This is a genomic window from Staphylococcus borealis, assembly GCF_001224225.1.
Lineage (GTDB): Bacteria > Bacillota > Bacilli > Staphylococcales > Staphylococcaceae > Staphylococcus > Staphylococcus borealis.
Window position 1 is genome coordinate 530598 of the sequence record NZ_CUEE01000001.1, and the last position, 21494, is coordinate 552091.

Annotated in this window: 19 protein-coding genes; 9 read left to right on the plus strand and 10 right to left on the minus strand. The window is 33.7% G+C overall.

Annotated elements, in window-relative coordinates:
* Positions 1–409: 409 nt before the first annotated feature.
* A complete protein-coding gene (locus AK212_RS02515) occupies positions 410–2488 on the minus strand; it encodes an LPXTG cell wall anchor domain-containing protein (protein WP_053029024.1) in 2079 nt (692 codons plus the stop codon).
* Between the two features lie 117 nt (positions 2489–2605).
* Positions 2606–3217: a metallophosphoesterase gene (locus AK212_RS02520; protein ID WP_053029025.1), complete on the minus strand. Its 612-nt coding sequence runs from the start codon at positions 3215–3217 to the stop codon at positions 2606–2608.
* A 149-nt stretch (positions 3218–3366) separates the two neighbouring features.
* Here AK212_RS02520 and AK212_RS02525 point away from each other — a divergent pair, with 149 nt between their 5' ends.
* From AK212_RS02525 to AK212_RS02540, 5 genes are all read left to right on the plus strand, one after another.
* The gene (locus AK212_RS02525) at positions 3367–4239 is read left to right on the plus strand and encodes a LysR family transcriptional regulator (RefSeq protein ID WP_053029026.1); all 873 of its coding nucleotides are present in this window, start codon (positions 3367–3369) and stop codon (positions 4237–4239) included.
* Between the two features lie 332 nt (positions 4240–4571).
* The gene (locus AK212_RS13575; RefSeq protein WP_174841335.1) at positions 4572–4739 is read left to right on the plus strand and encodes a hypothetical protein; all 168 of its coding nucleotides are present in this window, start codon (positions 4572–4574) and stop codon (positions 4737–4739) included.
* Positions 4740–5038: 299 nt separating this feature from the next.
* Positions 5039–7723: an MMPL family transporter gene (locus tag AK212_RS02530; protein WP_053029027.1), complete on the plus strand. Its 2685-nt coding sequence runs from the start codon at positions 5039–5041 to the stop codon at positions 7721–7723.
* Between the two features lie 24 nt (positions 7724–7747).
* Positions 7748–8692, plus strand: a complete 945-nt coding sequence (locus AK212_RS02535) for a glycine betaine ABC transporter substrate-binding protein (protein WP_053029028.1) — start codon at positions 7748–7750, stop codon at positions 8690–8692.
* A gap of 358 nt (positions 8693–9050) precedes the next feature.
* Entirely contained in the window at positions 9051–9641 is a 591-nt protein-coding gene (locus AK212_RS02540) for a TetR/AcrR family transcriptional regulator (protein WP_053029029.1), read from the plus strand.
* 44 nt (positions 9642–9685) lie between these two features.
* Here the strand turns inward: AK212_RS02540 and AK212_RS13580 are convergent, their stop codons facing one another.
* Positions 9686–9859, minus strand: a complete 174-nt coding sequence (locus AK212_RS13580; RefSeq protein ID WP_156305027.1) for a hypothetical protein — start codon at positions 9857–9859, stop codon at positions 9686–9688.
* Between the two features lie 185 nt (positions 9860–10044).
* On the minus strand, positions 10045–11223 hold the full coding sequence (locus tag AK212_RS02545; protein WP_174841354.1) for an MFS transporter: 1179 nt from the start codon (positions 11221–11223) through the stop codon (positions 10045–10047).
* Positions 11224–11464: 241 nt separating this feature from the next.
* On the opposite strand from AK212_RS02545, the gene AK212_RS02550 reads away from it, so the two are divergent.
* Positions 11465–12517, plus strand: a complete 1053-nt coding sequence (locus AK212_RS02550; protein ID WP_053029031.1) for an LLM class flavin-dependent oxidoreductase — start codon at positions 11465–11467, stop codon at positions 12515–12517.
* Positions 12518–12535: 18 nt separating this feature from the next.
* Positions 12536–12895 carry a DoxX family protein gene (locus AK212_RS02555; protein ID WP_037538195.1) on the plus strand — a complete coding sequence of 120 codons (360 nt, stop codon included), beginning with the start codon at positions 12536–12538 and terminating at the stop codon, positions 12893–12895.
* Between the two features lie 64 nt (positions 12896–12959).
* Here the strand turns inward: AK212_RS02555 and AK212_RS02560 are convergent, their stop codons facing one another.
* The 4 genes from AK212_RS02560 to AK212_RS02575 all read right to left on the minus strand — a co-directional run bounded on the left by AK212_RS02560 (position 12960) and on the right by AK212_RS02575 (position 15872).
* The gene (locus tag AK212_RS02560; RefSeq protein WP_053029032.1) at positions 12960–13805 is read right to left on the minus strand and encodes an SDR family oxidoreductase; all 846 of its coding nucleotides are present in this window, start codon (positions 13803–13805) and stop codon (positions 12960–12962) included.
* Positions 13806–13963: 158 nt separating this feature from the next.
* Positions 13964–14440, minus strand: coding sequence for a peptide-methionine (S)-S-oxide reductase (locus AK212_RS02565; protein WP_053029033.1), 477 nt, complete (start codon positions 14438–14440; stop codon positions 13964–13966).
* Positions 14441–14517: 77 nt separating this feature from the next.
* Entirely contained in the window at positions 14518–14874 is a 357-nt protein-coding gene (locus tag AK212_RS02570; protein ID WP_053029034.1) for a hypothetical protein, read from the minus strand.
* A gap of 14 nt (positions 14875–14888) precedes the next feature.
* Positions 14889–15872: a DUF4352 domain-containing protein gene (locus AK212_RS02575; RefSeq protein ID WP_053029035.1), complete on the minus strand. Its 984-nt coding sequence runs from the start codon at positions 15870–15872 to the stop codon at positions 14889–14891.
* A 434-nt stretch (positions 15873–16306) separates the two neighbouring features.
* On the opposite strand from AK212_RS02575, the gene AK212_RS02580 reads away from it, so the two are divergent.
* Together AK212_RS02580 and AK212_RS02585 are read left to right on the plus strand one after the other, a co-directional pair.
* Positions 16307–16963, plus strand: coding sequence for a response regulator transcription factor (locus AK212_RS02580; protein WP_053029036.1), 657 nt, complete (start codon positions 16307–16309; stop codon positions 16961–16963).
* A gap of 3 nt (positions 16964–16966) precedes the next feature.
* Entirely contained in the window at positions 16967–17965 is a 999-nt protein-coding gene (locus AK212_RS02585) for a sensor histidine kinase (protein ID WP_053029037.1), read from the plus strand.
* A gap of 685 nt (positions 17966–18650) precedes the next feature.
* Here AK212_RS02585 and gtfB read toward each other — a convergent pair.
* Both gtfB and gtfA read right to left on the minus strand, forming a co-directional pair.
* Positions 18651–19985, minus strand: a complete 1335-nt coding sequence (gene gtfB, locus AK212_RS02590; protein WP_053029038.1) for an accessory Sec system glycosylation chaperone GtfB — start codon at positions 19983–19985, stop codon at positions 18651–18653.
* Positions 19978–21486 carry an accessory Sec system glycosyltransferase GtfA gene (gtfA, locus tag AK212_RS02595; protein WP_053029039.1) on the minus strand — a complete coding sequence of 503 codons (1509 nt, stop codon included), beginning with the start codon at positions 21484–21486 and terminating at the stop codon, positions 19978–19980. Before gtfA ends, gtfB begins: the two co-directional genes overlap by 8 nt.
* Between the last annotated feature and the right edge of the window lie 8 nt (positions 21487–21494).

The following is a 21494-nucleotide window of genomic DNA, read 5'->3' on the forward strand; positions in this document are numbered from 1 at the left end:
TGCTTACACATTTAAAACTTATACTTTGTTGAAATATGTCAAATAAGTGACTTTGTGAAAAAGTTATCAATTTCTTTTTCCACTATTAGTGTATGTCTAATGCAATTTACAATCAATATGAATATATATAAAAATGTAAATATTTTAGATAAATTCATAATTATTTCACACAACTTTACCAATAATTCCTCGAAATTCGCTTGCTATTTTTGGTAAATTGTGCAAGCGCTTTCTTTTGCGATTCACCTTTTCATAATTGAAATGCGCAAGTCAGGGTCAACATTCCTCATAGCTCTATTAAATTCGTTTATAATCATAAAAAAACTGAGAAAAGCTTGCTATAAGCACTTTCTCAGTTTAGTTTGTGCTACATTACGTGTGCAATGTAACTTACAATATAAGTTTATATTTAATGTTTTGTATGATGTCGTTTGCGGCGACCTAACCAAATCAATGTGCCACCCGCTACCACTAATAGCATGGTTATCGGTAACCATGATTTCTTAACTACTTCCCCAGTATTAGGTAAAGATATATTACCATCATCATCAAATAAGCCACTTAAAAAGCCATCATCATTTCCTAAATGTCCTAAAGATAACCCTTGTACTGGATTAGGAATGTCTTCAATATTATCTAAAAGACGACCACCTGAATTAAGGCCATTTAATAGACTGCCACCAGTTAATCCATCTAATACATGAGACCCTTGGTTAAGAAGGTTTGAGTTAGATGTAGTGTGATTTGAAGTACCATTAATACGGTCAAGTAATGATGGTCTTTGTGTAATCGGTGCTAAGATATAGTTTAATTTCTTTTTGGCATTGTCGAGTTGATTTTGTAGTTGAAGTAAATCGCTCGCAGTACCATTTAATGCATTCTTCACTAAATCTAACGTGTTTGCTTTACCTGTTTGTGCTCTAGCAATGATATCTGCCAATGCTTTCGCTTGTGACTGATTTAACTTTGTCGCTAACAACGTTTCAATCGTTTGTTTACGGTCTGATGATTTTTCGAGAACATCTTTCAGAATATCATCTGCAGTCACTGTTCGTTGTGCATTGATTTCTTGTTTCACTTTATTGACTAATTCTGAATTAGACAGTTGTGCTTTAGCAAGTCGCTTCGCAATTTGTGATGCCTCACTATTGCCTAAACGCGTTGAAAGTAATGTTTTAATTAACACTTCTTTATCTGGTGCTTGGTCGAACATGGATGCTAAGATGTCATCGCTTGTCGTCGTTTTCAAACGATCTAGCTGTTTCATCACTTGATCTGTAATTTGCTTATCTGATTGACCTTTAGTGTTAATCTCTTTAGCTATATGTTGTGCCTCATTTTTACTAAAGACACTTCCGATGATTTGGTCAACTGTTGCTCGTTTATCTTTCGATTGTTCTAGGCGATCAAGAATTGTATCTCGATTTGCTTTAACATCTTGTCGAACATTTGTTATATCATTTTCAACATTTTGTTTCTGTTTAGTTGTCAAATTTTGGTTTTGTTTTACTTGTTGTTCGAGTTGTCTTAATTGCTCAAGTTTACGATTACTATATCGCTCAGCTGTATTGTCTTGTGCACCTTCTACTTTTGAAATAGCTTGGTCAATTTTTTGAGTAGCTGATAACTTATCATTCAATGCGTTAAGAGCATCACTTTCTGAATGATTCGTGTTTGCGTGATGATTTGTGACATCCTCTTTATCCATTTCTTTAACATCATTTATAACACGTCCATCTGAATGAGTTTGTGCCGTATTTTCTGAAGAAGATCCTGCTGATTGAGTATCTTGCGTCGTAGATTCTATATCTTTTTCAGTATCTTCCACTGATGTATGCTGATTGTCTTTGACTGATTCGACATCATTTTTTAAATTGTCTAATTTATCTAAGACGGACGTATCATCACTTTCTTTTTCTAAATAGTTTGAATCTCCAGACGTTGATGGTTGATCACTACTTAACTGTTCATGATCATTAACTGTTTCTTCTGACTCCAAACCATCTTTTTGTTGACGAGTATCAACCTTTTCAGATAAAGTATTTAAATCTGTGATGATTTTATCTAATTCATCTAATTGATTTTCTTCATTTACTGACGAATGTTTAGAGGTTGAAGGTGTTTCGTTGTTATCCGCTTCTTCAGTACTTTCTTCATCAGATATACGATTTTTTGCTTGTGCATCCCTTACAATTTGATCTATTTCAGATTGGTTACGTGCATCTTCAATATCTTGTTTATAGCTTTTAATTTCGTTCGCTTTTAAGTGTTTTAAACGATCAATTTTCGTCTTCGCTTTATCTATCGCTAAATCAAGTTGGCCTTGAACCGTTTTCACTTCACTTGAAGCGTTGTTAGCATGGTCATTTGATTGCGCAAAGCTATCCTTTGTAAATCCATATCCTACGAATGTGCCACTCATTAACAATACTGAACATGACACTTTTAAGTACGAACTGAATTTAGAATGTTGTTTATGCTTATCCACGCATGTCACCCTTTTTTATTAATATTCCACTACATTATATAACATTTATTTTAAAACTTATACTTCTTTTTATTGAAATCTAATACACGCTTTTCTTTTTTGACTAATTACAAATGTTTATAATTTAATACGTTTCGTGTTAATGCTACTCATATCTGTGACCTTAACAGAATATTGATACGCATTCGTTAAATCTATAAGCGATAAGAATTTATTATGACCTGCACCTGTATCAATATCTAATATATTTTTCTTTTGATATAACTCATCATTTTTAAGACCATAGCGATAATTAGGGATATGACCATGGATTAAATATTTATTTTTAGGGATGTTTCTATTTAAATTGTGATTATAATGCCCCGTTGTGTATTCTTTGATTTGTTTATTTAAAGGCTTTGACGTATCAATGCCAGCATGCGCAAATATGTAATCATCGATAACCTCAATCGTAGACAATTCTCTTAAAAACTTATGCCATCGTTTAATTTTTTTATCTTTACTTTCCAACCAACGCATCTCATGGTTTCCAGCTAACGCGCGTGCACCTCGACGTTTTAACCGTTTCACTAACTTTAAAGTACCAAATGAGTCAGGACCATTATTAACATAATCTCCCATTAAAACCAGTTGATCTTTTCTAGCATTAAAATTTACTGCTTTTAAAAGAGAGACAAGCGCTTTCCGATGTCCATGAATATCAGAAACCACCAGTATCCTTTCTTTCATATGTCTTCTCTCCTAACCTACTACTAAATGCATACTAATATAAAACCACTGTTTAACTAACTTTAAACAAATTATTAACGTGTCCTCAAAATTCTTTATTTATTATAGGAAATAGTATAAACAAAATATATATTTTGGGGAATCAATTTATGAATACAAAGCAATTACACATTTTTAAACATTTCGTTGAAGCACAAAATGAAAACGCCGTCGCTGAAAAGCTCGGCATCACACAACCAACAGTAACATTTCATTTAAAAAACTTAAGTAAAGAATGCGGTTTACCACTCTATTTCAAGAAAGGTAAACATTTCAACCTGACTGAAGCCGGAGAATTACTTTATCGAAATGCGACTAAAATGATTAATTTAATTGAAGAAACAACAGATATGATGGATGATTTTAAGCAATCTAAACGAGGTACATTGAGAGTTGGAGCTAGTCATGCACCGATTTATAGTATTTTGCCCTCAACCTTTAAAAACTATATGCATGAACATCCAAATATAGACATTAACTTAATGGTAGATACCGCACCAGTCATTATTGATCAAGTCAAAAACCGTAAAATTGATATTGCTGTCATAGCCGAAAAAGGGTTTAACGAAAGTGAACTACAAGTTAAACGTCTTCACGACAACCCATTAGTACTTGCTATGGATAAACGTCACCCGCTAGCTCAACATAAACAATGTACGATTGAGGATATTAATAACTATCGTTTCATTATACATAACGGTGGTTCAACTCGAGACAGTATTAATGAATGGCGAAAAAAGAACTTTATCAACTTAGATGTCCATATGGAAACAAATAGTATTAGCAGTATTCTAGCAACGATTAAAGATTCTAATTACTTAAGTTTAGTGAGTGAAAACGCCATTCGTCATCATCCTAATATTATTAGTAAACAATTGCCTAACGCCCCAACGACAAGTTATATATCACTCGTTTATCGTAATGATAGACATCTGACTACAATCATTCAAGACTTTATTACGTTAATATATAACACTAAATAACTTTCATATACCTTAGCAATCACGTTGATTAGACTTTCGTTAACGTGATTGCTTTTTTATATACGTACTATTCCGATGACGATGTTCCTTGATGACTCATTCATTCAATTTAAATACTTATAGTTTGAAAAATCAGTTTATTATTATATTTATAAAATATTAAGATAGTATAAAGTTTGTTAATAAATATTCTAAAAAATAATAACAATTTTACATCATATTAATAAATTGCTATAAAAATATGTGTTCACATAATATAATAGATTTGAATGAAAGATATTCATATTAATCAATTTGCTATTTTGTATATTATTGATTAGGAGGCAATGTTAATGCTCGTTCTTTCCATCATCTTATTACTCCTAGGTCTTATTCTAATCGGTATTAGTCGATTTGTTGCATACCAGCGTGACATTGATCTTAGAGAAAAAATTTATATTCCAGGCGTTATTTTCGTATTAATTGGCGCATTACTTCTCCTGTTTGATTTAATAAAATAACCACAACTTAATACATACACCCTATCATCAGGTACACCAGCTTCAAACGGTTACCTGTTTTTTTATTATCCCCATGAAATCATGCTATTTTCACCAACATTTCTTCCAAAGTGTTGCATTTTCCAACGTCATAAAACTTTTAATGGTACCGAACAAGGGTATAACTTGTTACATTATCAAATGTAACATTTTAAATAAGCTTAATTTACGATGGCGATGTAACATCCTTGCTCACAATTCATCAACACACTATCTACATGTTAAGCAAATAAAATCATAATGAAATAGGGGGAAATGTCTTGGCAAAGCTATTATATAAATTAGGAAAATTTATAGCTAAAAACAAATGGCTAAGTGTCATAGGATGGCTTGTCATTCTAGGTGTCATTATTACGCCTTTAATGATCAACTCACCTAAGTTTGATAGTGACATTACTATGAACGGCCTTAAGTCATTAGACACAAACGACAAAATCAGTAAAGAATTTCATCAGGATAGTGAAAAAGCCTCGATGAAAATTGTCTTTCATTCTAATAAGAATGATGGATTGAATAATAAAGATACGAAGAAAGATATTGAAGATGCACTAGATAACATCAGACAAAATGATGATTACATCCAAAACATCTCAAATCCATACGACACTGGACAAGTTAACGATGAAGGTGACACTGCGATTGCTAACGTAAGTTACGTCGTTCCACAAACTGGATTAAAAGATTCATCTAAACATATCATCGATAAAGAATTAAAAGATGTAACAGATAACCATAATGTTCAAATCGAGAAAACACAAGGTGGCGCTATGAATGCTGAACCTGGTGGTACATCTGAAATTGTTGGTATCGTCGTTGCATTTGTAATTTTACTTATTACATTTGGTTCACTGATTGCAGCGGGTATGCCAATTATTAGTGCAATCATCGGCTTAGGTTCAAGTGTTGGTATCATTGCGTTATTAACCTATATCTTTGATATTCCAAATTTCACACTTACACTAGCCGTAATGATTGGTTTAGCTGTTGGTATTGACTACTCACTCTTTATTCTATTCAGATTTAAAGAACTTAAGAAAAAAGGTGTCGACACAGTAGAAGCTATTGCAACTGCAGTTGGCACAGCAGGTAGTGCAGTCATATTTGCTGGTCTTACCGTTATGATTGCTGTTTGTGGATTATCACTCGTAGGCATTGATTTCTTAGCGGTAATGGGATTCGCTTCAGCAATTAGTGTATTATTCGCAGTATTAGCAGCATTAACATTATTACCTGCACTGATTAGTATCTTCCATAAGAGCATTAAAATTAAAGATAAACCATCTAAAAGTAAAGATCCTAAAGATCACCCTTGGGCAAAATTTATTGTAGGCAAACCAGTTATTGCAGTGATTGTGAGTTTAATTATTTTAATCTTAGCTGCGATTCCAGTGAGTGGTATGCGTTTAGGTATTCCTGATGACAGCTTAAAACCAACGGATTCATCAGAGTATAAAGCTTATAAATTGATCTCAGATAACTTTGGTGAAGGTTATAACGGACAAATCGTTATGTTAGTTAATACAAAAGATGGTGGCAGTAAAAACACTATCGAACGTGACTTAAATAATATGCGTAGCGATTTAGAAGATATCGACAATGTAGATACCGTGTCAAAAGCGCAATTGACTGACAATAACAATTACGCACTATTCACAATTATTCCTGAAAAAGGACCTAACGCTCAGTCTACAGAAAATCTCGTATACGACTTACGTGATTATCACAGTCAAGCTCAAGAAAAATATGACTATAGTACAGAAATTTCAGGACAAAGCGTCATTAATATCGATATGTCCGAAAAATTAAATAACGCTATTCCAGTATTCGCTGGCGTTATTGTTGTATTAGCATTCTTCTTATTAATGATTGTATTCCGTTCAATCTTAGTTCCGTTAAAAGCAGTACTAGGATTCATCCTATCATTAATGGCTACATTAGGTTTCACAACATTAGTTATTCAAAACGGCTTTATGGGTGGCTTATTCGGAATTGAAAATACAGGACCATTACTTGCATTCCTTCCAGTGATCACAATTGGCTTGTTATTCGGACTTGCCATCGACTACGAGTTATTCTTAATGACACGTGTCCATGAAGAATACAGCAAGACGGGTGACAATGACCATTCAATTCGCGTCGGTATTAAAGAAAGTGGACCTGTTATCGTAGCAGCAGCACTCATCATGTTCAGTGTGTTCATTGCATTCGTCTTCCAAGATGATAGTGCAATCAAATCAATGGGTATCGCACTTGGATTTGGTGTCTTATTCGACGCATTTGTCGTACGTATGACATTGATTCCTGCGCTAACTAAACTGTTTGGCAAAGCTTCATGGTACCTACCTAAATGGTTAGGTTCAGTATTGCCAAATATTGATGTAGAAGGTAAAGCTTTAGAAGAAGATCAACATCAAGACGCATCTTCTGAAAAAGGTCATGACAATGATAGACATGGTGAATACGCTAGCCCAGACAAACAAGATCATCGTTATCAAAATGGTAGCCGTCACGATAATCGCAACTATAATGATGAAGATTATAATCGTTCTGTACATTTAGGTCATCATCACGACAACCGCACGCACCAACATCATTACCATGATAACCAATATGATGATATTGATTACGCGTCACTTTACACGCAAAATGGCGACCATAGTCAGCACGATAAATACAATGACCGTGCGCGTCGCGATCGAGACAAATATGATAGACATGATGAAAATCGTTATAACAATGATGAACAATACAACGACCGTCATCATGAGCACAATTCAAATTTCGACAAAACAACTCATCTTTATAAAGAATTAACTGATAGCAATATCGATCAAGATGTATTATTTAAAGCACTTATGTTATACGCTCGTGAAAATAATAAAGGTGTTTACGATAGATATAACCGACCATCTGAGCATCGTCACGATGACGAATATAGAGACTAATGATTACAAAGGAGGAAACACGTTATGTTAAAACGACGTAGTTCGAAAGTGATAGGACTACTAGCCACACTTGCCTTAGCCATAGTGCTAAGTGCTTGTGGTAATAGTGGTAGCGGTAGTGGTTCATCTGACGATAGTCAAACATCGCTTGGTAATAAAGAAATCGAAATACCCTATATCGCGAGTGATAATTCCACACCACGTTCACTAGTGATAGCAGAAGTATTGAAAAAAGCAGGTTATGATGTAACGACTACACCTGTAACAGCAAGCGGTCCATTATATGCTGCTGTCTCAGAGAACGCTGATTCATTCCATGCATCAGGTATCTTCCCTACTACTGATAAAAGTTATTACGATAAATTCAAAAGTAAGTTAACTATTTATGATGACAAACATTTAATTGATAACGCAAAAGTTGGCTTAGCAGTACCTAAATATGTACAAGACGTTGATTCAATTAGTGACTTAAAAGATAGTGATTTCGGTAAATCTGTAGATTGGACAATTCAAGGCACAGATGCACGTAATGGTGTGATGAAAGAAACGAAAGATGAACTTGATAGTGACAATCTTGATAAATATAGCTTGAAAGAAAGCTCTGACCAAGAACAATTCAAAAAAATTCAATCAGCTTATAAACAACAAAAACCAATTGTCTTCACAGCAATGGAACCAAGTTGGTTCTCTAAAGAGTTAGACGTTAAAATGTTGAAAGATCCCGACAACATTTACGGTAATAACAATCAACATATTGATTTAGTATTCAACAAAGACTTTGAAGAAGCACATCCTGCTGCATATACAATTGCTACACGTATCGCAGATGACTGGAGTAAATCTGATGAAGAAAAATTAGCTAAACAAATCTTTGTTAATAATAAAAATCCAGAACAAGTAGCTAAAGACTACGTGGACGACAATGATAATAAAGTGGATGAATGGTTAGACGGTATTGAAATGAACTAATCAGAGCGTTGAGAAACATTAAATCAAAGGGGTACACTTGTTTAATCAAGCATATAAATATATTAAAGCTACATTTTATAGTCGTAGTAGCTGACTGAATTGAGAGGTACTTAAATCAAGTATTACTCAGTTCTAATCATCCTTGTGGGGAAGTGATATTGAACTCAGTATCACTTCCCCTTTTTATATTTAATCTCTTATAATAATAAGCGTATGACGCGCGTTATTTACTCTTTTTTTATACCTATTTTAAACGTGCTATCAGTTGCAATGTTTGGAAAAATCAAGATTATTGTGATAAATTACTCTTATTACGTCAGGCTATCTGACAAGATTAAAGATATAGGAGCATCAGATAATGCCGTCAGCAAATCAAAAACGTATGATTAAACATATTCATGAAACTGTGTTTGTACTGTTACATGATTATCACTTTGATGAAATCACTGTTCAAAAAATTTGCGATATTGCAGAGATTAACCGTAGTACGTTCTACAGATACTTTCAAGATAAATACGATTTACTCTACACCCTACCTGATTTCATTACTCAACAAATTATAGCTAAAGGTGACACGTCAGCCGATATTACAACACCAGAGTCGTTTGAAGATTTTATATACTTTATTGGCAATAATAAAAAGATTTTCAAGCATTTATTAGTATCATCACGTCAAGCTGATGTATTTAGAAGCTTAACCAATGTGAGTCGTGATATGATGTTAAACCCCTCAAATCACAAAGATGATCTACTCACTCAAAAGATTAGAGAAAGTAAACATCCTGAAATTGTGGCGGATTTTTATAGTAGTGGCGTAATAGAAGTACTACGCCGTTGGGTCGAAAATGACTACAATTACAATGTTGAAGAAGTGTTTGAAACATTAAACAACGTGCTTGAAACATTAAACAACGTGCTTGAAACATCTCTAAATTGCCATAATAAATAAAAGCAATCTCACACAAACCAGGCGTGAGATTGCTTTTTAATTGATTACTTCCGTTTTCTATCTCCTGCTGTTTTATAAACCATGAAGATACTATTAGCAATGATTAATAGTGCTAGTATGACCATTGGCCAAACCCCTATATTAACCATATTGAATACAATGAGTATGATCATCAAAACAAGATTTATTGCATTTGAAATCAACAATGATCTATCCACTAAAATCACCTCTTACTATGTTATCCCCTGTTCTATTCAATTTAATTACAATTTTACGTCTACGTTTGAAAGTTTTGTTTTTTCACAAATTGATTACCTGCTAATTATGCTGTGCCGATAAGATGAGTAAGCAACATCGAACTTATTTAGTTTGAAATTGAAATAAAGTGAGCGGTTATTCAATGTTATCTTACTTCATTCTTCCTACGTGGCAGGCATAAAGCAATTATGATAGCCATAATGCCAATGACGGCAATGATATTAAACTGGATTGTAAAGCTTGAAATCGCATTTAACACAATACTTAAAATTGGTGCAATCGCTGTACCTAAAAATAAAATAAATGTATTAACTGATAAAAAGAAGCCTTGGTTACCATTCACGGTTAACCCTACTTTAGAAATCGTTGATGGGATTGCGAAGGCAATGCCACTTACAAATAGCACACTCCAAAAAATGAGTAATACGATATTCGTTGTCATAGACATCAAGATAAGCGAACCTGTGCTCACAATCAGTGCACCTAAGATAAGATTTTTAACGCCAATGCGGTCGCTAATACGCCCCGCTACAAGTGACAATAGCATACCTATAATACCGAACAATTTAGCGTTAATCGCAGTCGTTTCATTTCCACCAATCGTATCGGACGTGACGTAATTGTTAAACACTGTATACATACTAATAAACATCGTTAATAGTGTTAGCGACACACCATAACATAGTAGCACTGCTTTATTTGTCTTAAAGTCACTAAAATTATTAAAGAATTTAAGTAATTGAATGTTTGGATTTTTCACTGGGCTTTCAGGAATTTGTTTAAGAATAACGAAAGCTAGGATAATATAAAGCACCGTTAACGTAAAATAAACCATGTGCCAATTAGAAAAGCCAACGATAATTTCACTTAAGTTTTGACCAATAACCCCGGATAGCATAAAACTTGTACTAATAAAGCTGATTGCAGTCATACGTTTAACCGGTGCGTAGGTTTCTGTGACATATGTGATAGATATGGGTGAAAAGGTAGCAGCAAATATGCCTTGTATGGCTCTTAAAATAACAAGTATCGTGAAAGAATGTACAAATCCTATAACTAAGCAAATAAGCACTAACCCACTAATACCAAATAATATAGTGCGAATACGTCCATATTTTTCTGAAATAGTACCATAAAACAAACAACTCACTGAATATGTAATGGAAAATGCAACACCGTTTAACGTTGCAATTGATTGTGGAATTTTAAAGTCTTTCGCAAATTCTGCCGTTAACGGGATAGCAGTATACAAACTGCTCATAACGATAATTCCAGCAATAAAAAATATGGTTGTTATTTTGTTATAATTCATTGGTTTTTGGATAGACATTTTGCTTCTCCCTTCTTCAATGTTTTCTACAACATTTCTATTATGACACTTTCGACTACTTTTCAAAAGACCACTTAAAATTGACGAAATACTTTTAAAGTTCATGCATTTTATAAATTTATACATCACCCTTTTCAAAACCAAAAAAATCTCTAATTCGAAACATTTCTATTGACTATTCATGAAATAAGGGCTACAATTCTAGTATAAATTTTATACCAATGGAGGTGACGTGTTGAAAATAGAATTAGGTTTGACTTCATTTGCAGACAATGTTGATATGGTGATGCCTGATGGTACACAACCCGCCGTGTCAAATGCGCAAAGAATTCGCGATATTGTTGAAGAAATTGAATTAGCAGATCAATTAGGTTTAGATATATATGGATTAGGAGAACATCATCGTCCTGATTATGCTGTATCAGATCCAGTCACTGTGCTTGCTGCTGCAGCATCGCGTACGAAGCATATTAAATTATCTTCAGCAGTAACTGTGTTATCATCAGATGACCCAGTACGTGTGTATCAACGCTATGCGACATTAGATGCTGTATCTAATGGGCGTGCTGAAATTATGATTGGTCGAGGGTCATTCATCGAATCTTTTCCATTATTCGGTTATAATTTAAATGACTACGAAGATTTATTTAATGAGAAATTGCAACTGTTATTACAGATTAACGAACATGAAGTCGTAAGTTGGGAAGGTAAGTTACGTCCAAGTTTCGACCCAACAGGTATATATCCTCGTGTCGAGCATGGTAAATTACCTATTTCCATTGCAACTGGTGGCACACCTGAATCCTCATTAAGAGCAGGTGCCTTTGGATTGCCGATTACGTATGCGATTATTGGTGGCAATCCTAGACGATTTACACGTAATATTGAGATTTATAAATCCGTTGCAGAATCATACGGTCATAATCCAGATGAATTATCTGTATCGGTGCACTCATGGGGCTACATCGCCGAAACTGATGAAGAAGCTAAGAAAGAATTCTTCCCTTCTTTGAAAGCACATCATGACATTTTAGGTCGTGAACGTGGTTGGCCTAGCTTTGATGAGAATATGTTGGAACGAGAAATAGGAAGTCACGGCGCAATCTACCTGGGTAGTCCTGAAACGGTTGCCCAAAAGATTATTGATACTGTGGAAACCTTAGGTCTTAACCGTTTCATGATTCATACACCTGTAGGCTCAATGCCTCATGCGTATGTAATGAAATCAATCCGTCTATTTGGCGAACGCGTTAAACCTATTGTTGATAAATACTTTGAAAACAAATAAAAAGGAGATTTTTAAATTATGATTTTACGTTATGCTGCAAACTTAAAACTTGCTAAAGAATTATACACTGCTTCAAAACCTAAATTAAAAGGTGACCAAGAAATGAAAGATACATTCCAAAATGTATTTGGTTTACCAGAAAGTTCAGTTAAATTAGCTGGTACTGTAGAAGCTGCTGCTGCTGCTTTTTATGCTGCAAGTTTCTTAAACAAAAACTTATCACGTTTAGGTTCAATCGCTACTTTCGGTGTATTAGGCGTTGCTGCTTACAAACACTTTGAAGCTGGCCATGGTAAAGAAGGCGCTCAACACGCTTTAGACTTATTAGGCTTAGCTGCTTTAAGTTTCGCTGATACTTTCGATTGCGATAACAAATAATATCATTTAACTATATAATGCGAGAGCAAGGCGTGCGATGATAATCATCACACGCCTTGCTCTTTTATTGATCACTTTTCAAAAATTCTGGGAAGGTTTGTGGTTTATCATGAACAAGTTGTTCAAAGTCATCTGAATGTTGGTCAAGTAAACCTCTTGCGCCCGCATCGTACATTGACGCTAGCAATGCGCCAAATCCTTTCGGTTCATCGTACATTTCTGCAAATGTGTCAAAAGAAACAGGATCGTACGCAATCTTAGTCCCTGATGCTTCAGAAAGTATTGCTGCTAACTCTGTCATAGAATAGCTATAGCCTGATAGTAAATATCTCTGTCCAAACTTATCCGGTTGTTGTAATAACGCGACAATTCCTCTGGCAATATCGTCCCTTGAAATATAATTAATACGCCCTTCTCCTACTGGATAAATTAATTTATGCATTTTTGCAAGTTCTGGTAAATAAGGTTTCAACGGATCCATATACATCGCCATTCTGACATACGTATAATGTAAGCCACTAGAGGCTAGCAAACGCTCCGCATAGCCAAAGTATGGACTCATATGAAATGGATTATTATGTTGATCTGCATAATAACCAATAAACATGATGTGTGAAACGTTGGCTTCTTGAGCTGCACTAACTAAATTCTCGACTTCTGGAAGTCGTTTAAATGATGGATGAATGATACTTGGAATAAACACAACTGTATCAATACCTTTAAATGCCTCAACCATACTTTCTTTATTAAAATAATCTAACTCTCGAACATTAACTTTATCTTTCCAATGCGCTGGCATTTTATCTGGATTTCGTATACCAATATTGAAATCAGATAACTGTTCTTTAATGGCATGTTCCGTTATATGTGAACCAAGATGGCCTGTTGCCCCAGTGAGTAAAATAGTCATATTTACCGCTTCTTTCTCTTTATATTTAAATAATCCTTATTTTATTATACTTCCTATAGTTATGATATTGCCTAAATAAGCTTTGTTATGCATAACCTTTTCCGAAAAATATTGAAGGATGTTATAGAATTTATTATTTTGAGCAAACTTGATTGTAGTTAAAGATATTTTTGCAACATCTCACGACTAATATGACAATATGAGATATCCTCTGGATGTTTATCGAGTCGGTCCTGATGTTCATCCGCACTTGGAACATAGTTATTTAAAGGTAATACTTCCACAGCAATACGCGCCTTATCGGGTCGATTAGAAATGAAGCTTCGTGCTTCTTCAAGGTGTTCCGCCTTCTCACTATATATCCCTGTACGATATTTTGGTCCTTCATCTACACCTTGTTTATTAATACTATACGGATCTATAATTTCGAAAAGGTAATTCATTAAATCAGTAATGGTTAATACCATAGGGTCAAACGTCGTTTTAACACATTCTGCATAACCGTCATATGTGTCACTCCGTTGCGGGGAGGTCCCATTTGCACGTCCCGCTTCGGTCGTTAAGACACCCGGCAATGTTTTAATAAATGCTTGAACCCCCCACAAACATCCACCTGCAATATAAACTGTTTCCATCTCTAGCACCTCGTTTCTAATCTTAATTATAAAAAAATAGAAGGAACTTTGTTATCGTTTCCTTCTATTCCATCAAATTATTTTCTAACTAACGCAATGATTCCTGCAACAATAATTAAAATGCCTGATAAATAACCCATAAATTCCATTAAAAATATGTCTAATAAGCCACCAACGATTAAAATAATTCCTATAGCTACTCTATCTCGTTCAATTAGACAGCTTAATATTAAAGTAAAGATACATAATAATAGCGCACTAAGTGCTATTACAGTCATTTTAAATGAATTTTGAGTTCCTAGTATCCAACCTATAGTTACGATTACCATTCCAGTTAGACCACCGATAATGCCAAGTGCACTACCTAAAATACCTAATGTTTTTTCAGCAGTTCGATTCGTTGGTTTAGGTTTATTCATGTCTATATACGTCATTGTTGTCTCCTTCTTTATGCTGCATCATCTTCAGAAGTTACATCTTCTGAATGACTGTCTACTGGTGGCTCATCAGAACCAGGTCCACTTGAATTGCCATCAGACTCTGATGCTTCATTGGCAGCTTCTTCAGCTTGTTGTTCTTCATATTCTTCTTGTGCCAATTGATCTTCATATGCTTGCATTGCTTTTTCATATTCCTTTTGTGCTTTTGCATTTTCTTTTTCATATAATGCTTCTACACGTGCCTCTAATTGATCATATTCAATTTCTAATACATCTTTAGAGACATGGTTCATCTTTTCCCCGTCAGTAAGTGAATTATATTCATCCACTAAGGCATTATACATATATGCTGGATACGTCACACCAACATCAGCTTGATCTGTATCTTTAGTTTTATTATTAGTGGTTGATTCTGACTCATCTTCAACATCAGTAGTTGAGTCAGCCGAAGTATCTTTGGTGCCATTTGAATTTTTAATTTCTGATTTATTGATAATCCATTGGCCTCTTATTTTATTGAAGTTAGGTACTGTATCTAACTCTAACGTGTATTGATCACTATCGGGTACATCATAGGTAATGTAACCTGAAGCCGTGTTATTATGATTCAATTGATGACTGAACCCTTCATGCATGTCTTCGCTTCCATACCATTCTTCATAATTCTCATTATTCACTTTCATACTAAAATCTGTATTATCCATTAAAACTTGATCATCATTATTATTTCTAAATTTTATGTATACTCTCAAGGCTTTGCCATTTTCAGGCGCATTGTAGTCAGTGTAATGATCAATAAATTCCGCTTTAACAACTTTGATATCTACACCATCAGCATCCACAACTTGTCCCATTTTAAATTTCTTCATTTTGTCCGTAGCTTTTGCCTTGCTATTTGATTCTTCACCCTCAGCCTCATCCTTATTGTCGCTGAAAGAACATCCTCCTAAAAAAATTAAAAATATAATACTTATAAAAAATAATCTTTTCATATTAGCCTCCTCATCTTTTTTGTAAATTAAAAGAATACTATTTACATATATTATTTTATATTTTAAAACTCAAAAAGCAATATATTTTTTATATTTAATTTAATTAATTTAGTAGATTAGTACGTTACAAAATTTTGCAAACCAAAAATAGATGCTTATTCATAACTTTTTCAGAATTACTTTTTAGACTGATATTACAAATTGAGATAAAAGGAGTGCATAAGAATGACTAGCATCATATCATCAGTATTATTACTCATTGCAATGTTGAGTTTGGCCATAGCTTTTTTAACAGGCATATACGAAACACTTTCGTGGTTAAGGGACAAAGATTATTCCCCTAATTTTAAATTGCCTATATTATTCTTTTTATTATACGTGCTATTCTATATACCAACATTTATACTAATCAATTAAACATAAAGGTGGATTATATGAAGGGTTATCATATTTTATTAGTGGAAGATGATGAATCAATCGCTAAAAATCTAAAACAAATATTAGAGCTAAATGGTGCACAAGTGACTCTAGATTATACTGGAGATAATGTGTTTAACGAGTTAGATAATATTCATCTCATTATTATGGATATCATGTTACCTAATAATGATGGTCTAACTATTACAGATGAAATAAGAAGTATTTCTTCAATACCAATTATTTATTTATCAGCTAGAGTTGATATAGATTCTAAAGTTAAAGGTTTAGCTAATGGAAATGATTACCTTACTAAACCGTTTAACCCTAGAGAGCTCATTTCTAGAATTAACAATCTGTTAACGACTTATTATGTCGATGAAACGGTTTTGTTTCATGATTTTAAAGTAAATCGTAAAGACAAGGTAATTACAACAATTGATGGAAACCAATTATCTTTAACTAAAACAGAACGTCGATTGTTTTTTTATATGTATGAAAATAAAGATTTAATTTTAACTAAGGCGCAAATTATTGATTATGTTTGGCATTTCGAAGCTACTTCTGAAAATACTTTGAACGCCTATATTAAAAAGTTAAGAACTAAATTATTAGATTCTGGAACAATTATTGAGACAATTTATGGCATTGGTTATAGATTAAATGGAGGCTAAGTTATGGGATTATTAAAAAAATACTATATATTTATGGGATTAGGATTACTATCTATACCCCTAGTCTTTATAGCTATCAATAGTTTCATACTGCTATGTATTTTATTTATTGAAAAAGTAATGGGTTATCCAATTGGCTTAAATTTTAAATCCAGTGGCCTTACTATAATATTTTATATTCTGTTCTTCCTAATTCTAATTACATTAGTTATGATCGCCTCACGATATATATATAAAATTGTTAATCGTTTAAACTTATTAAATAAAAAATTATTAGATATTGCATATAGTGATCAATTACCTAATAAACTAGATTTACCTTCTCATATAAATGATGAGATTGATGAGGTTGGACAATCCATCAATGTTTTAATAGACAGATTAAGATATAGGGAATTAGAAATTATTGAAAATAAAAAGCAAGAACAGCATTACATTAATCAACTCGCTCATGATATTAATACCCCTTTAACAGCATTAAATTTAGAATTGTATCAACTCGGATTCCAATATCAAATTAATGATAATGATATTGAATTATCTTACGAAAAGATAAACTATATTTCCAAGTTAATTCAGGCACTACCTGACAAAGATGATATTTCTAAATTTTATACTTTTAATCATCAAATAGATATACAAGAGTGTATAAATAAAACACTTAATAAGTGGCATTATCTTTTACATTCAAAACATATTATCTCTGTCTTAAATGTTGAACATGATAATATTTATTGGATTGGTGACCAACTATGGTATGAACGATTATTTGATAACATAATTTCAAATGTGTATAAACATTCGAAATCATCACGTATTACTATCTCACTTAATGAAGAGTATATTACAATTCAAGATAATGGCATTGGCTTTAATAATAAATCCACACAATCAAAAGGATTAACTATCATTAAAAATATATGTGACAGATTCTCTTTAAGTTTAAATATTGAATCTGATTCAAATGGGACTTTAATAAGTATTAAAAAAACATCAAAGTAATATTATATATTAATGACTGATTCGTTTAGTCCACATTCTTTAAAAAATAAGCCAGCAAATGAATTTTTTATAAATCCATTTACTGGCTTATTTAATTTCATTCATGTTTATATCAACTCAAGTATTAAAGTACTTAAGTAAGTAGTTCTAAAATGGGTAATGGAACGTAGTTGAGCGACGCCTGAGGGAGTTAGAACGATTGATGAACGTAAGTGCTCACACACTTACGTAAATAGTTCTAAGATAGATTACGAAACAGAGTTGCGGAGACTCCTAGGGGGGCAGTAGTTTCAAAGAACCTAAGTGCTATAACACTTAGGTAAGTAGCTCTAAAGATGGATAATAGATGGCGTTGTGTGACGCCTGAGGGAGTAGGATGAGTGTCGAGACCGCGGCTCGACCCATCCCCCTAGGCAAGCATCACAACAGAATGAGTAAATGTTCATCTAAGAATTTCTTTAGAGGACTACAGGCACGAGCCTTTCCCGCAAGAAAGCGTCGCAACAAATTGAGTAAATATTCATCTAAGAATTTCTTTACGACCCAGCCCCCTAGGCAAGCGTCTCAACTTAAGTGAAATGAAGATCCATTTAAGAACTACTTTAGAGACGGCACCCCAGGAACGCGAAGCAACTTATGTGAGTGATTATCTATCTAAAAACTATTTTAAAATCATCTTTTAGAATTATTCCATCGCATTACTAATTGCTTTCTTAAATGTACGTTGATCAATGCTATTGTTCTTCTCTTGTTGCGCAACAATACGTTGTTTAAATTGTTTTTTATCTTGTGCGACTTCGTTCAATATTTCAATTAACTGTTGTGGTTCACTTTGCTGAGTGATATTCTTTTCTGAAATAAATGCACGGCGATGTGCGGTTTCATCATAAGCTATAATCAATTGATTATTAAGCATTGCACGCTCAATGGCATTTACGATTTCGCCACCCTTATTGATATCTAAATAAACATCGCAAGTTGCGAATAAGTGATGAACCTTTTCTTGAGTAATGGTTGGATAGAGTTTAACGTTATCATATTTGCCTAAGTCCATTAACTTAGCTGACATTTCAGTAATCGCGCCTATATGAAATTGATAATCTTTGCATTGCTGTATGATCTTTTCCAAATTTGGAATATCATCAGAATTTGTTAAATTGAGTATTTGTTTCGTATATTGATTGGATTTCTGATAATCATACACATAACCCGCTTGACGAATCAATGGATGGTAGTGTGATGCAATATTGGATGTAATATCTTCAAACTCTACACGATCTGGGATAATTACACTTGCATGAAAGCGCCCATTATCTAACAATAACTTCATATTTCCCGGGACATCTCCATGACTCTGTTCTTGCCAAAATAACACTGCATTTGCAATATGATTCGATTGGTATAATACAAAGAAAGGTGTCGCTAATGAATTAATAAAGACGTCTGATGTATCAACATCTAATTGTTCTAAGAAGAAGCTGATAAAGTCCTGCTTCGTCGCAAAGAAATGCGACTGACCTTGCCAATCTAAGACGATATCATTAGTGACAAAGTTCTCATATAATACCTCATTGCCTTGTCGATCCACATACGTTTTCAAGATTGCCGTTTTATTTAAATCATATAGCGTTTCCGCATATTTAAAGCCATCTTTATTGTAAAAATCAACCGACCGCAGTTGACCATTTGTATCAAACCATTCTACAAAGTTTACGATTCTATTTTTAAAGTGTTCACGATAAAAGATACGACCTCGAACATGACCGTTATCTATAATTTCAGCTTGATCATGATTCCCTTTAATTTCCCACAATGGTGGTACTTGAACTTCATTGAAAAAGGCTGCTTTATCACTATCCTTATGTTCGTAATTTGCAAAAAATTGATAAGGTGATATAAAGCCGTCAGGTAAAAAACCATCATCGTCCATCACAATAGTTTGATGCTGAAATCCTGCAAGTTGAAGTGATTGTTGAAGTTTTTGTGATGCTTCATCATATTTTTCAAATAAATTAATCATATAGCACCTCATCGATTAAATTTTGCCATTTTTGCGTAATATACTCGGTTTTAAATGGTTCTGCTATAGTATACGACGTATCATGTGGTTGCTTAGGTCCATCATTAAAATACTGCACGATTTTCTCAGCCATATGATCAGTAATAACCTCGATATCTTGGTTATCCCTATCGATAGGAATGAGGTAGCCATTTTCACCATGCTTAATAAAGGTTGGATTGCCATAATTCACATCAAAGCCTATCATTCCAAGTCCTGAACCTACCGCTTCCATTAGCGTTAAGCCAAAGCCTTCGCTTGTTGATGCCGACATAAACACATCATAGTTGGCATAGATATCATCTAATTTCACATGCCCTTTTAGCTGAATATAATCTTGCGCTTGATGTTCCGTAATAATGTCTTCAATCTTCGTTCTTTCGTTCCCATGACCATATATATCAAATGTTAACTGTGGTACCTCTTTTTTAGCTTTAATGACCGCTAGCGCTATCCAATCTACATGCTTTTCACTCGCTAATCTTGAAGCTGTAAGCATTGAATATGGCTTTCTCTCCGTCTTTGGATAACTCAATTGATGTAAGCTACCAACAGGTATGGTACGAACACGAGGTTGATGTGCGGTATAGGTTTCGAATTGTTCTGTTAGAATCTGATTTTGTAGGTCTGTTGCTGTAATGTAAAAATCAATATAAGGTGCTTGCGTAAAAACATATTCATAATAATTATTCCACAAAATATAACGGTCATCTGTAGCATTGTCACTATAATGTTCTGCATGCACAACGATGCCGACTTTACTTTGTCCTTTATGTTCCAAAATCGCTTGCCCCACTTCAGTTGAGCGATCGATAATGACAACATCATTCGCGTTTAAGTTTAATTTCTCCATGAAATAAGCTACAAACGCTTGTTTACTGTATAAACGCGCATCATCAAATACATACACACTGGATTCTCCGTCAATATGTTCCTTATAAGCAATAGAACCATCTTCATTATAAAACTGTCTCTTATATAACTTGGCACGATTTTCATAAGGTGCATAATACTCTGAGAATGTACGTACATAGCTATAGTAATCCTTTCGCACTAACATACCGTTAATGACAAATTCTGCACGATCGACAATTGTGTCATTTTCATTTTTTAAATAACAAGTCACATATGAATTATCATTTCCAATGTATAAACGAATCGTTTTACCCGTGATGGTTTGGGCAGTGACAGGATTACCTAAATCGTTAATCAAATCATCAATGGTATACGTTGTTGGTGCAATAGGAATATCACTAAAATATTGATACAACCATATCACTTCATCATCTTTAAACCCGATATTGGCTGTTAACGTTTGAATATTTTCTGCGGAAATAAAGTCCAAAAAAATAAATTTAGCTGGTTGATTGACCGCTCTTAATAATTTAGCACGATAAGCTTGAGCATATTCTACACCACTGCTCGCCCATCCAATGCCAAAATTGATATTATATATCGTCACTTATGAAC

What these genes read in the sequence shown, in the direction of transcription:
- AK212_RS02520 (WP_053029025.1), bottom strand. Translation starts at nt 3,217, where the DNA reads ATGAAAGAAAGGATACTGGTGGTTTCTGATATTCATGGACATCGGAAA.
- AK212_RS02525 (WP_053029026.1), top strand. Translation starts at nt 3,367, where the DNA reads ATGAATACAAAGCAATTACACATTTTTAAACATTTCGTTGAAGCACAA.
- AK212_RS13575 (WP_174841335.1), top strand. Translation starts at nt 4,572, where the DNA reads ATGCTCGTTCTTTCCATCATCTTATTACTCCTAGGTCTTATTCTAATC.
- AK212_RS02535 (WP_053029028.1), top strand. Translation starts at nt 7,748, where the DNA reads ATGTTAAAACGACGTAGTTCGAAAGTGATAGGACTACTAGCCACACTT.
- AK212_RS02540 (WP_053029029.1), top strand. Translation starts at nt 9,051, where the DNA reads ATGCCGTCAGCAAATCAAAAACGTATGATTAAACATATTCATGAAACT.
- AK212_RS02555 (WP_037538195.1), top strand. Translation starts at nt 12,536, where the DNA reads ATGATTTTACGTTATGCTGCAAACTTAAAACTTGCTAAAGAATTATAC.
- AK212_RS02560 (WP_053029032.1), bottom strand. Translation starts at nt 13,805, where the DNA reads ATGACTATTTTACTCACTGGGGCAACAGGCCATCTTGGTTCACATATA.
- AK212_RS02565 (WP_053029033.1), bottom strand. Translation starts at nt 14,440, where the DNA reads ATGGAAACAGTTTATATTGCAGGTGGATGTTTGTGGGGGGTTCAAGCA.
- AK212_RS02570 (WP_053029034.1), bottom strand. Translation starts at nt 14,874, where the DNA reads ATGACGTATATAGACATGAATAAACCTAAACCAACGAATCGAACTGCT.
- AK212_RS02575 (WP_053029035.1), bottom strand. Translation starts at nt 15,872, where the DNA reads ATGAAAAGATTATTTTTTATAAGTATTATATTTTTAATTTTTTTAGGA.
- AK212_RS02580 (WP_053029036.1), top strand. Translation starts at nt 16,307, where the DNA reads ATGAAGGGTTATCATATTTTATTAGTGGAAGATGATGAATCAATCGCT.
- AK212_RS02585 (WP_053029037.1), top strand. Translation starts at nt 16,967, where the DNA reads ATGGGATTATTAAAAAAATACTATATATTTATGGGATTAGGATTACTA.
- gtfB (WP_053029038.1), bottom strand. Translation starts at nt 19,985, where the DNA reads ATGATTAATTTATTTGAAAAATATGATGAAGCATCACAAAAACTTCAA.